This is a genomic window from Entomomonas sp. E2T0 (assembly GCF_025985425.1).
Taxonomy (GTDB): domain Bacteria; phylum Pseudomonadota; class Gammaproteobacteria; order Pseudomonadales; family Pseudomonadaceae; genus Entomomonas.
Genome location: NZ_CP094972.1, coordinates 1,529,522 through 1,542,300, shown reverse-complemented (window position 1 = coordinate 1,542,300; position 12,779 = coordinate 1,529,522). Strand labels below are relative to the sequence as shown.

Below are 12,779 nucleotides of genomic sequence, written 5' to 3'. Positions count from 1 at the left end.
TAGGATAAGTAATATGTATTTAGCACATATAGTCATCAACAACTTTAGATTATTTGAAGCATTAGATCTAAAGCTTAACAAGGGGTTAAATGTTTTAATCGGTGAAAATGATGCAGGGAAAACTGCATTAATTGATGCTATAAAATTAGTACTAAATACAAACTCTATTGAAAATGTCCGTGTTAAAGAAACGGATTTTCACACAGGAGCAGATGAGCTATCCATTCAGTTAAAGTTTGAAGACTTAGTAGAGCTCGATGGTGCTGCTTTTGCTAATCACTTAACGACAGAGGAAGGTAAATCTGTATTATATGTCAATATGAAAGCCTCGCTAAAACAAGGTTTCAATCGATATGGCAATAATATTAGCCAAACAATATCTTCGGGTAAAAATTTTGAAGGGGATAGGCTCGAAGATGAACAAAGAACCTATTTAGCGGCTACTTATTTAAAGCCATTAAGGGATGCTGAGAAAGGATTGGCTGCTGGTGCGAACTCCCGTTTCTCTCAACTTCTACAAAGTAGCAAAGCCTTTGGGGGAGACACAAATGTAGTTAATCGTTTAATAGAAGCAATATTAACTGCCAATAAAACGATTAAAGAAGATGACTGTATTCGCAATACAGCAAAAACTATAGAAGAACAATTAAATAATTTTACATTTAAAGAACATGCGTTCAATCCTGTTATTGAAATGTTAGCAAGCAAACCTCTTGGAGAAATGAACGAGCTAGAAAAAAAGATTGTATTTAAAAATATATTAGAAAGGCTAATGCTTTCAATTGATGAAACCGGCCAAAACCACGGTTTGGGTTATAGTAACTTGCTCTTTATGGCCGCTGAATTAATGCTACTTAAGGATGAGCAAGACGAAGGTTTGCCTATGTTGTTAATAGAAGAGCCTGAAGCACACTTACATCCTCAATTACAAATGAAGTTTATTCAGTATTTAGCTACAATTACAGCAGGTGAGCCTGTAAATAATCAAGAGCAATCAACAGATAGCCAGATGCAAGTAACTAGTCATAAAAGAAATATTCAATGTATCTTTTCTACCCATAGCCCCAATTTAGCCTCTAAAGTGCCTTTGGAAAGTATTATTTTGATGAACCAAGGTAAAGCTTATCCTTTACGTAAAGGGTGTACGGCTTTAGCTAATGATGACTATATTTTTCTAGAAAAATTTTTAGATGTGACAAAAGCTAATATGTTTTTTGCCAAAGCAGTTATTTTTATCGAGGGTGAAGGTGAAGAAATACTATTACCTACCATTGCCGAGCTATTAGGAAGACCCTTTGAGAACTATGGAGTTTCATTAGTGAAAGGAGCTGGTATTACTTATAAACGTTATGTAAAAATTTATAAAGGTAATAGTGATAATGACAATTTACCCATTAAAGTAGCAAGTATTACTGATCTAGACTTATGGCCTGATAAGGCAGAGAAGCAAGGCGAGAATGATATAGTTGGTTTTAAAGAAAAAAAACAACCAAAAAATGGAAAAGGTGGTAATTTACATTACTGGCGATCTAGTTATTCTGATGGGCTCGACGACTACAAACAGAAAAAACAGGAGTTTGATGATGATAATATCAAAACCTTTATTTCTAATGAATGGACTTTTGAATATTGTTTAGCCAAATATGGTTTGGCAGAAGAAGTTTACCAAGCCAGCCAAGGTAATAACGAAGGATTTGCAGATTTAAATGAGAATATTGAAGAAAAAGCAATACAAATTTACTCAAAAATAGATACTAAAAGTAGCGCTAAAACTGAAGTTGCATACAATTTATCAAAAATTCTAATTAATAAATATAAAGATAGCTCTCAAGAGCTAAAAGAAAAATTACCTACCTATATCATCGATGCCATAGAATTTGTTACAGAACCATTTAATGATGAAATACCAGAGTCAGCAGCTGTCGCTGAGGTTACTCAGAATGATTGATATTACAGATGAAGATATTGATCTATTACAGCAAGAGATGGGATTAGTATTTGATGATGCCCGAAGGGAATGCTTAAAATCATATCAAGATGTTCAAGCATGCCCAGGTAGTGGGAAAACCACTTTAGTTGCAGCTAAATTAATACTGCTAGCTAAAAAATGGAATGCCAACTACCAAGGTGTCTGTGTTTTGAGTCATACCAATGTGGCTAAAGATGAGATTACTAAAAGATTACAAGATCACCCACATGGAGCCAAGCTTTTAAGATACCCTCATTTTATAGGAACAATTCATAGTTTTGTGAATATGTTTCTTGGAATACCTTACTGTCGATCAAATAACCTTCTTGTCACTAAAATTGATGACGATAGTTGTTATAATTATATTGAAAGCCATATTTGTTATAAAACTAAATATTATATTGAGCAAAATTACTGTAATTTAAGCGATCTAAAGTATTATTATAGGGATAATCAGTTAACTTTACTCGTGCCTGGGTTTTCTAATACATCAGAAAAACCAAGCTATTTAGATTTATGTCGTGTCAAGCAACAACTATTGAGTTTAGGTTATCATTTTTATAGTGAAATGTTTGAGTATGGGAAAGCCTATTTACATTCAAATTATTCAATTAAAAAATTTCTTAGAAAGCGTTTTCCAATAGTTATTATAGATGAAATGCAAGATACCAATAAGCAACAAGATGAATTACTTAATAGTATCTTTAATAACCAGGCTTGTAAGCTTCAAAAATTTGGCGATCCAGATCAAGCAATATATGACTCTATGAATAATAGTCAGCCTAATGAGTCTTATAATAATCAGCCCAACTTATTAACCATAGAATTAAGCCATCGTTTTTCAAACGATATTGCAAACCTTGTTACAGGTCTTAGCTATAATAAACTGACACTTAATACTGTTCTTTCTAGTCAAAATAGCCCACAACATACAATTTATTTAGTTGACAAGGCGACGAGAGACCAAGTTATTCCCACTTTTGCTAAGCTCTGTTGTGAATGCATTCCCAATGATAATACACTCCCCATTAAAGCAGTAGGAGCTGTAGGTAAGAAAAAAGAAGATAGCTTAACTATCGTTCATTATTTCCCATCCTTCGCAATGGAAAAAATTAATAATCACAACCTTAATTTTGATAAATTAATACTTTATATTTTGGTGGCTAAACAATTAAAAGACTCTCATATGAAAGAGCCTTATCAAGTTATTATGAAAGGCATAGTCAAGTTTTGTGAGTTAGCTAATATAGAACTTAATCAAAACTCTACTAGCTCATTAAAAGCATGGTTTAAACAAACTAATAAAATAATGGACTATAACCGATGGTTTTTATCAGTTATGCAAACTAACGCAATCACTGAGCCTTTCTGGCAATCTCAAATAATAGAATTACTCTCTCTATTTAATATAGAGTCTACTCCTAAAGTTACAGAATTTCTTAAGTATACCCAGCAGGATATGGTTGATTCAACAAATACAAGTAATGTTTACTCTTATACTGATGAAGATAAAACTATTAATGTTGAAGTTTCAACCATACATGGTGTAAAAGGTGAAACACATGCTGCAACACTTGTTCTTGAAACTAAAAACCATGAATTCGATATTCAACAAACCATAGATTACTTATTAAAAAATACTAATAAAAAACCATCTGGAGTACGAAAAGAAAAATTTATGAAACAGCTATTTGTTGCTACAACAAGACCAAAATACCTTGTTTGTTTAGCTCTAGATAAATCAAGATTTCCAGAAAACAAACAACAAATAGCTATTCAAAAAGGCTGGAAAATAGATGACCTCACGGATAACTGTATTTAATAGTCTTTAAATATGATGAACATAATTTCCACTGATTCCTAGATAGTTTATGCTATTTTTTTCATCAAATTTGTACAGAATAAACTAAATAGAATATATGGTAATATATAGAGAATAACTAATATAATCTATAACAAGATAGTAAATTAAAAATGGCTTATGGACTTAATACAAGTAATCAAGGATAAAATCAATACTCTAGAGAATGGTGACTATTCTAAGGGTTTAAATGCGATATTAACTCATATTGAGGTTGCCTTCCGTCATCTTGAAAGAGGTCAAAAAGGTGATTTTCAATGCTTTACAGATGTTATATATAGAACAAATCAAGCCTTTGAAGGTAGCATTAAGGAGCTATATAGAGTTTTAACTCATAAAGATCCTTCTAAAAAGACACTTAACGATATTGAAAGCTACTTTACAGACAGTAATATTTTTAGACCACGTGTATTAGAACAATTTACTAGTTACCGTAAAAATTGGCGAAATCCTTCAACCCATGATTATCATTTAGATTTCGATGATAGAGAGGCATATTTAGCTATTATTACTGTATCAGCTTTTAGTTATTTACTAATTAGTCAAATAGAAGATACGCTTATTAGCCAAAAAGTTGAGAAAGAAATAAAATCGCAAAGCCCAACAAAATATATTTCTCCAATCAAAAACAATGATTTTATAGCTGATACCCTTAAACTACTTGAGGATTTCTGCTCAAATAAGAGTTTATGGAATATGTTCTTAGTGGGTACAGTACATCCAATGATTAGAGAGCATCATGTAATAAGTGCCTTAGAAGGTTATTTTAAGTCTGTCACATCTGATATATCTTTAACTGTTGAACCTTCATTAAATAATGATGTATGCCCAGATGCTATTTTTGCTAAAAATGATGAAAAAATTATTCTTGAATTAAAAGCATATCGTAGAAAATCTACCAAAAGTGAATTGGAAAGAGCTATTGTACAAGTTAATAGCTATATGAATTTAACAAAAATTAATACAAGTATTATTTTTTATTATGCAAGCCAGCCTAGTAAATTTAATATTCAAGAAATTACAAATATAGATAATAAGATTATTATTCTTACTCCTGAAATAAAAATTTAGTCATTTTCTTAAGATTATAAATAATCAGGTAACAAAAATTCTTTTAAATAATAAATTGCTTTATATAGAAATTTGAGGGATGTAATCCCCTTCCTCTGTTTTTTCTAATACTTTTCTAAATTTACAACAAACATTAATAGCTGATGCTACTTTACTATCCCAGTCTTGAAAAGAAATAGTAGTATTTAGAGCAGAATATCTTTTATAAAAACGTTTGGATAATTCTTCTCTAGTAAATCTTTTGGTTGGTGACCACAATATCCAAGATATAACTAGTATTAAGGCTACTTTATAATACTTTTCTCCATCACAGAAATTAAAATAATCTGTGTAGCTAGGATTACTCTTAATAACCATTTTTTGTGCATAGACTGGAATAAGCTCTAGAGGAAGATCTTTAACTTTTTTATTATTTAAATTTTCATCATATAATTTGATTGCATGAAGGATCTTTTTTTTAGGAAAAACGTTAGTTTTTTTATCGTTATAACAGAACAGACACTGATCTTTACTTTGTCTATAAATATGTGGAGTATAGTTATTACATATATTACACAATAATATTTTAGCATAGTTTTCCGTTAACATTACCTCATTATTTGATCGGCTTTCAAAATAACAATTAATTGTGCGTAAAGAAGAGTCGTTATACCAATAGTAAATATTATTATCATCATTTTCTTGTAAGTAGCTAATCCAATGATAATTATGATCATTTTTGTCTTTTAATTGTAATAGCCAACCTTGCCATTGTTCGCTCCAGGCTAATAATAAGGTTTTGAGAGGAAGAAATTGGCATTTTAAGTATTTACTAATCAAAGTTGTAGTTAATAAATTTTTCTTTGCCTGTTCTAATATAGGGATATTTTTTTGATTTTCCACTACTAACCTATGAAACGCCTCAATATTGCCATGAAAAGTTACTGTATCATTAATTTTCATAACTACATTTTGTACTAGATACTCTGAGTCATATAGTGCAATACAAACCGTTGTAGCCCTAGAACAAGCGCTAAAAAGTTGTTTATCATCCATATGTTCTGCATTTAGAATGATTACAACAGGTGATTCTAATCCACGGTAGCGAGATACTGTTTCATAGTTAATATATGCAAAGTTAAGATGACGTTTAGCAAATGATATATCACTCTTAATTCGACATAAAATAACTATATTTTGTTGTTCAACTCCTTGTTTTAATACAAGATCTATAATTTTATTAGTTTCCTCCATCATATTGTTTGTTAGTATCTCTTGAAAACTATCTTGTTCAGTTGTTGGTCTTACTGAAAGTTGATATGTTGGAGGGTTAATTTTTTGTAAATGGTTTGTTATTATCTGAGGGGTACGTAATGCTATTGTTAAATAAAATGGTATTATATTACCTAGCTTCTGTGCAAGTTCTGAAAGCGTTACTCTATCTTTTTCAAACTCGAATAATTGTGTTTCATCACAAAAGGTTATAATTTGTTTATTTTTAAACCACTCAAATAATATATCACACCATTCTGGTTTAAAAGCTTGAGCCTCATCTAATATGAGTACATCATAATCTTCTAACCTATTATCACTAAGAGCTTCTTTAATTTCTTGTACACATGTAGTTTCAAACCATTCATTATTTTCATTAGAATCCTCTTTTTTATATGTACGACATAAATCATGCCAATGGGTAATAGTTATTTTTTCTATATCTTCCAACTGTTCTCGTAAGTAAGTAACTAATCTAACATTGAAAGTCAAAATAAGGATTTTCCTGTCTTGTAATGATATTTTTTTTGCACATTCTGTGGCTATAAGCGTTTTTCCTGTACCTGGCCAACCTGTTACTATAATACGGTCATTTTCTATAGCACGCTTTATAACGCTATCTTGATCTTCTGTTAAGGGTAACCACATTTGATTATCATAAGTTATCTTCACAGCCCAACTAGGTACTCCACTAGATTGAGGGCAAAGAGTTGTTATTAATTCTTGAATTTTTTTATTATTAAGATAGGGGGTTTTAAGAGCCTTTTTCCAGTATTTCATTATTTCTATAATTCGATCAGCTACAAAAGGAAATTTGGGCTTATCAATAAAAATATTTTCTGGTGGATCAATGGTCTTATCTATAAGACCAGTACTAATAATATCCTCATCGAAACTACTATCTGGAAATATAACCGCATAGCCAATAGGAATATTTAGATCCTTTGCAAAATTTTTTAGCCATTTATTTAAACCAAATGAATTCTTTTTTATTTGGTTAAGTGGATCAATAGTATATTTATCTTTTTTATGTATAAATGTAGTATCCCTAACCTCATATACACCACTTTTTATTTCAAGAGTTAATATACCTAAAGGACCAATCACTATAAAATCTATTTCGCCTGTGGGTGCATAACTTGGATTGTCTTCTTTTACTGCTGATGCTAGTAATGGTAAACTTTGAATGACAATATAGTCATTTGGAAGCTCTTTCTCTAGGCGATAATATAATAGTTTTTCACCAAAACTTTCCGTTTCCCTAGGCCCAAAAAGCGGAATTAATTTAGCCATAAAAAATTAGTCCTTAAGTTTACCTAAAAGAAAGTAATACAACTCCAAAATCCAAACTTTAAAATTTATTTTAAATTAAGAGAAAAATACCAATTATTATAGCTAATAAAAGCTAAGTAATAATATCCAAAATAATTTCAGTTATATATTACTCCCATGAATAGACAAAAGGTCTGTTTAGTTTGAGGTATTTTTTTATTTCTTAAGGAGTAGATATGTCTGAGTTATTAAATATCATGTTAAAGGTATTAGCTATTAAAGTAGCTGAATTAGCTGTGGAAGAAGCAGAACAATTAACCAACTGGATTCGTGATTATTTTGAGGTGTAAAGTCACTGTTTTATTGAAGAAGCATCTTGGCGTTTGTCCAAGATGCTTTTTTTATGTCTGTTTGATTGATCTATTCACATATTTATTGGTTATCTATTTTTATTTAGTTTAAGAGGATTTTTATAATGGCACATTTAGTTGAAACAATGGCTTATGTAGGTAAAACCCCTTGGCATGGGTTAGGCAGTGCGTTACCTTCTGGACAGCCTATAGAGGTCTGGGCCGATAAAGCAGGCATGAATTGGCAGATTAATGAAGCCCCTGTGCGTTTTATTGCTCCTCATTTAGATAACGAACGCGGTGAGCTTATTGAGTTGGATGGAGTATCTGCTGTTAATCCACAATCTTTAGTGAGCTTTGAAGACCAGAAGGTGTTGTATCGTAGTGATTCTAATCTACCTTTGTCGGTAGTGAGTGGTCGTTATAAGGTAGTTCAGCCAATGGAGGTGTTGGAATTTTATCGTGATCTTACTGAACAGTTTGGTTTTGAGTTGGAAACAGCAGGGGTATTAAAGCAAGGCCGTAAATTTTGGGCATTAGCACGTACAGGTCAGTCCAGTGTATTAGCTGGTAATGATGTGGTGAATGGTTATGTATTATTAGCTACTTCTTGTGATGGTTCGTTAGCTACGGTAGTAATTCCTACTACCGTTCGCGTGGTGTGTAATAATACTTTATCGGTAGCAATAAATAAATCGCTCGCAGCTGAGTCTATTAAGGTACCTCATAATACTATATTTGATGCCGCTGCGATTAAACGTCGTTTAAATCTTAGTATCGGTCAATGGGATGACTTTATGTTAATGATGCAGGAGTTAGTAAAGCGTAAAGTGTCTGCTAAAGAGAGTGAGCAATTCTTTATGAATGTATTAAATCCTGCCACTGCTTTTGATCGTTATGGTAGTAATAGCAATCATGGTCATAACGAAATTGTTATTGATGGTGTAGATACAGTTAATCGTGTTTCTAATATTGTGCCATTGACAGGTAATAATAATTTTGAAGGTGCTTCCTTACTGGATCGTATTGTTAGTAATACAGGTAAAGTAATTCAAGCAGAAGTAGGTAATATTAATTCTATAACCACTAAGGAGGTTGATTGGAATAAGCTCCCTAATGGTCGTGCAATGAAGAAAGTACAAACCTTATATGAAAGCCATGGACGTGGTGCTGAACTACAAGCAGCTAAAGGTACTGCTTGGGGCTTGCTGTGTGCGATGACGGAGTTTGTGGATCATGAACGACAAGCGCGTAATCAAGAGAATCGTTTAGATAGTGCTTGGTTTGGTCAAGGTGCCCAACTTAAACAGCAAGCCTTATCACGGGCAGTAAAGCTAATTGCTTGATAGCGACTATCCAATAATAAATAAAAACTATTATTTGCTATTAATTTAAAAGGAGTAACCATTGATGTCTTTATTAATCAAGCTGTATGAATGCCCTCGATCCAGTATTAAACCTGTTGCCAGTATTGAACAATGTAATGCGTTATTAAATTGGTTTGATAATCATCTGCTGGAGTTACACAGTGAGGCTATTGTTGAGTTAACAGAACAAACACTGCTAAAACTATTAAGTGATCTGTATCGTCTTAGTGCCAATAACTGCGAACAAGTATTTCCTACTATTCCTAACTTTGTCCATGGTGCTAGTGAGTATGATGAGGCCTATTGGCAAAAAGTAGCCCAACTGCGTGTTAAGTTAAAGCAACTGCTAGATAGCTTTGATTTCAATCAGCATCAACTTTTTTTACAAGGTAGTTGGTAGTAGTAGGTAATCTTATTTTTTAGCTTATGCTACTGACTGAACCTTGCTTATCCTACCTTAACTATAACTCTTATTCTAAATTTATTATCAATTTTTCCCCTGTCCTAATATAGCCATTACTCACCTATCTATTACCATTGCGATTACTTTATTTATTTTTACGTTAGTGTTAATACGTTAATATACTAATCATATTAAATAATAAAAGGTAGTTTATAAATAGCAATAGGGTTGGTAGTGTTCTATTTTACTTTAGGTACGGGGGATTCTTTTTTGGAGAATCCTATTATGCAACTACAACCCAACAATAATGTATATCCTGTACCCTTAGATAAAACCACCATCAAACAAAGCCTTTCTGAACTTATCAGACCGTTGGTACCTAAAAATTGTCGTCAGTATCATTATCGTTTTTGTGATTTAATACCAGAGCCTAATTTATTTGGTTTTAGATGCGATCCACAGCCCTTCCAAGGTAAAGTAGCATTAATTACTGATACGTTTATGCTAGTACAAGAAAAAGGCACTAAGAATCATTTTATTATTGTAAACAGCGCTTATATAGATAATCTACCAGCAGTAGGTAATCAAATAGAAGTTATTCCCTATGCCAGAAGACATTTTAATGGCAAACGGATTGATGAAATAAGCCAACAAGAACAAATCCTTGATGATGGTACACGTTATGTAACTACCAAAATGATATTAGGCGGCGAAACCACTGAGCTACCATTACCAATCCCCAAAGGACAAATCCAATGCCCAGAACTATTAGAACTGATTGAACAACTGGAACAACTGCCTGCCCCTGATGGGTTTAGGCAAATTAGTCATTTATTGGTAGATGCAGGAGCTAAGGAGTTTACCCTGAATGTTCCTAAAGCAAGCGATATAATAGACCAACCACCTAGTATTAGCTTTACAGTAGCAAATGCTAAATTTACAGGACAAATCACGGTTGCTTATGATCGTGGGGCTGATACCTATGTTATTCAGGCAACCTCAACTACAGCTGGACTCATGGAAGTCACTAATGTGTATTTTGATGATTTAGCAATAAGGTTGGCTGAGCTGATTGATGATGGAGCTTGGCAGGTGATTAAAATAAAGATTTTATAGCTTGGTGTCTTTTATAAAACCATATCAACTTATGGTATGGTTTTATCTTTCACCATTACTTTTTTGTATTTTATTAGTCTCTAATATCACAGTATATGTCTAGCAAGTTAAATGCTCTATTTTTTATAGCTATTTGATCAGTATTTAAGTAATTAGTTGCTTAAAAGAGATATAACGATCACTTTAAAAATGATAGGTTACCTTTTTTTCATTAATGGTGATGTGTTTTTTCTTAGCTAGCTCTTCAATAATACTCTCTATATCTGTCATTTCAATCGTGTTTTGAAAACGTGATTTAATCATATTTTGTAGCGTACTTACTGTTGCAGGCTTTGAGTTTTTTTGAATTTTAAGCTGTTCGAGAATAAAACTAACACGTTGTGGCAATATTTGTATATGTTTAACTTTGATCTTTGGTATATCACCAATGGTTTTTACACGAGAGATTTTAGTTTTCTTACCTCTAATATGTGTAATAAGAGGGTCAAAACCTGTATCATTTGAGATGATATAGTAATGAGCATCTGGCTCTTTGCTTATAAGTTTTCCTAAATAGTAAGTAATATGAAAATCCAAGGCATTTTTACCACAACCAGAAATTTGGATATATTCTCCCCGATCTTTTAGGCATTGCATAGCTGTTGCCAATTCAGTAGAAATTTTTGTTTGATTGGCACCAAGAAATACTTTCACCCTAAAAAAGTCATCGTCTATATTCTTTAAGTCTATAGGCTGTATATTTTCGTAATCAATTAAGATATATCCTATGTTCAATTTAACTCTACTCATTCCATATAAAAATAAAACCTTTAATTATCAAAAGATAATATCAGATATACTTACATAAGCAACCTGATCGAATAAGCTGAAATACTATATAAAATAAAGTCAGCTTTGAGTCATCACCACTAAACTAAGCAGGTATATGGTTAACTAGTTATAGTATTTTTGACTAGGCGTTTGCCTGTATCTTTGACAGTTATTTTATTATCTGCTAGTTCAACAGTAGCTGAAACATGAATTTCCACAATAGATTTTAAAATAGGATGGTAGGTACTAAATGTAGTATAGACACAATAAGCATCATGCTGGTTAACAACATATCCTTTATTAAAATGCCATTCATGTTTATCTGAAAGGGATTCTTTTTCCTCCAAATATTCTATAATAGCAGTAATAGCTTTTCCCCATTCACACCATATATCATCAATGGATGTATAAATTTGCATCGTTAATTTTCACTATATTGGTATTTCATATGCTTACTGATCAATTGAAGGTAAGAAAAACATGATTTTTGATTTATTTTGGAAAATTATCAGTTTAATTCATAAACCATCGTATTGAAGATTAGAATCAAGTGACTTAACTGAGTCGTCACTTGATTAGCAAAGTAGTTATTTCTATCTGTTTGTTATTATATCATAAGTTCATCTAGACATAATGCCCCTTCCTAAAACTCTTCTCCTATCAAGTTTAGTCAATCGCAAATATTCATCTGGTTTAACTAGACAATCCATCTCTTACTCATTTTATTAATAACTGATTTATCCTGCATGCTAATCTTTGTTATAGTTACTGTATTAGCTATAAATAATTAGGGTATTTATCTAGTCAATGAATAATAATAAATTTTCTATATTTCCATGGATTATAGCGATATTAGGCATTATCTCATTAGGATCTGGTGCTATTAAAACAAAAATGGATATACGATTTTTTATTAATACCATCCAAGTGGAAGGTACAGTTATAGATATTATTACGGTTATAAATTATAAAAGAAATCAAATTGGTAATACAGTAAGAGCACAAGATACCTATAAACCTGTGATTCAATTTAAATTACCCTCTGGTAAAACACTGACTCACACACCTGATATTAGCTCTAATCCTGTCTCTTATAATAAGGGAGAAAAAGCTCCCATACTCTATGATCCCAACACAGGTAGGCCCGAAATTTATCGTTTTATGAGTTTGTGGTTATCAGATTCTATTTTGATCATTTTAGGATTATTGTTATTTATATTAAGTACAATAAGTATTGTTTATAGTTTTATAAATCGTAATCCATCAGAGAAACAATAATAAACAGTATTAATCTTAATTAATAAGGTAT

General features: G+C 31.8%; 10 protein-coding genes. 7 read left to right on the top strand and 3 right to left on the bottom strand.

Annotated features, from left to right (window positions below):
* Positions 1-13: 13 nt before the first annotated feature.
* The 3 genes from MTZ49_RS07385 (at position 14) to MTZ49_RS07375 (ending at position 4,901) form a co-directional block, all read left to right on the top strand.
* The gene (locus MTZ49_RS07385) at positions 14-1,948 is read left to right on the top strand and encodes an ATP-dependent nuclease (RefSeq protein WP_264747695.1); all 1,935 of its coding nucleotides are present in this window, start codon (positions 14-16) and stop codon (positions 1,946-1,948) included.
* Positions 1,941-3,791 (top strand): UvrD-helicase domain-containing protein, encoded by a 1,851-nt coding sequence (locus MTZ49_RS07380; protein WP_264747694.1) that lies wholly within the window; start codon positions 1,941-1,943, stop codon positions 3,789-3,791. Before MTZ49_RS07385 ends, MTZ49_RS07380 begins: the two co-directional genes overlap by 8 nt.
* Before the next feature lie 159 nt (positions 3,792-3,950).
* Positions 3,951-4,901, top strand: coding sequence for a hypothetical protein (locus MTZ49_RS07375; RefSeq protein ID WP_264747693.1), 951 nt, complete (start codon positions 3,951-3,953; stop codon positions 4,899-4,901).
* 60 nt (positions 4,902-4,961) lie between these two features.
* On the opposite strand, the gene MTZ49_RS07370 is transcribed toward MTZ49_RS07375, so the two are convergent.
* Positions 4,962-7,445 carry a nuclease-related domain-containing DEAD/DEAH box helicase gene (locus MTZ49_RS07370; RefSeq protein WP_264747692.1) on the bottom strand — a complete coding sequence of 828 codons (2,484 nt, stop codon included), beginning with the start codon at positions 7,443-7,445 and terminating at the stop codon, positions 4,962-4,964.
* A 454-nt stretch (positions 7,446-7,899) separates the two neighbouring features.
* Here MTZ49_RS07370 and MTZ49_RS07365 point away from each other — a divergent pair, with 454 nt between their 5' ends.
* From MTZ49_RS07365 to MTZ49_RS07355, 3 genes are all read left to right on the top strand, one after another.
* Entirely contained in the window at positions 7,900-9,120 is a 1,221-nt protein-coding gene (locus tag MTZ49_RS07365) for a DUF932 domain-containing protein (RefSeq protein WP_264747691.1), read from the top strand.
* 64 nt (positions 9,121-9,184) lie between these two features.
* Positions 9,185-9,541, top strand: coding sequence for a hypothetical protein (locus MTZ49_RS07360; RefSeq protein WP_264747690.1), 357 nt, complete (start codon positions 9,185-9,187; stop codon positions 9,539-9,541).
* 288 nt (positions 9,542-9,829) lie between these two features.
* Entirely contained in the window at positions 9,830-10,660 is an 831-nt protein-coding gene (locus MTZ49_RS07355) for a GTPase (RefSeq protein ID WP_264747689.1), read from the top strand.
* A 183-nt stretch (positions 10,661-10,843) separates the two neighbouring features.
* Here the strand turns inward: MTZ49_RS07355 and MTZ49_RS07350 are convergent, their stop codons facing one another.
* Positions 10,844-11,434, bottom strand: coding sequence for a PIN domain-containing protein (locus MTZ49_RS07350; protein WP_264747688.1), 591 nt, complete (start codon positions 11,432-11,434; stop codon positions 10,844-10,846).
* A 155-nt stretch (positions 11,435-11,589) separates the two neighbouring features.
* On the bottom strand, positions 11,590-11,889 hold the full coding sequence (locus MTZ49_RS07345; protein ID WP_264747687.1) for a hypothetical protein: 300 nt from the start codon (positions 11,887-11,889) through the stop codon (positions 11,590-11,592).
* A 388-nt stretch (positions 11,890-12,277) separates the two neighbouring features.
* Here MTZ49_RS07345 and MTZ49_RS07340 point away from each other — a divergent pair, with 388 nt between their 5' ends.
* On the top strand, positions 12,278-12,748 hold the full coding sequence (locus MTZ49_RS07340; RefSeq protein ID WP_264747686.1) for a DUF3592 domain-containing protein: 471 nt from the start codon (positions 12,278-12,280) through the stop codon (positions 12,746-12,748).
* Positions 12,749-12,779 lie beyond the last annotated feature (31 nt).

Bases quoted from the DNA above. Each gene is read 5' to 3' on its own strand.
- MTZ49_RS07360 (WP_264747690.1), top strand. From the start codon at position 9,185: ATGTCTTTATTAATCAAGCTGTATGAATGCCCTCGATCCAGTATTAAA.
- MTZ49_RS07345 (WP_264747687.1), bottom strand. From the start codon at position 11,889: ATGCAAATTTATACATCCATTGATGATATATGGTGTGAATGGGGAAAA.
- MTZ49_RS07355 (WP_264747689.1), top strand. From the start codon at position 9,830: ATGCAACTACAACCCAACAATAATGTATATCCTGTACCCTTAGATAAA.
- MTZ49_RS07385 (WP_264747695.1), top strand. From the start codon at position 14: ATGTATTTAGCACATATAGTCATCAACAACTTTAGATTATTTGAAGCA.
- MTZ49_RS07375 (WP_264747693.1), top strand. From the start codon at position 3,951: ATGGACTTAATACAAGTAATCAAGGATAAAATCAATACTCTAGAGAAT.
- MTZ49_RS07370 (WP_264747692.1), bottom strand. From the start codon at position 7,445: ATGGCTAAATTAATTCCGCTTTTTGGGCCTAGGGAAACGGAAAGTTTT.
- MTZ49_RS07365 (WP_264747691.1), top strand. From the start codon at position 7,900: ATGGCACATTTAGTTGAAACAATGGCTTATGTAGGTAAAACCCCTTGG.
- MTZ49_RS07340 (WP_264747686.1), top strand. From the start codon at position 12,278: ATGAATAATAATAAATTTTCTATATTTCCATGGATTATAGCGATATTA.
- MTZ49_RS07380 (WP_264747694.1), top strand. From the start codon at position 1,941: ATGATTGATATTACAGATGAAGATATTGATCTATTACAGCAAGAGATG.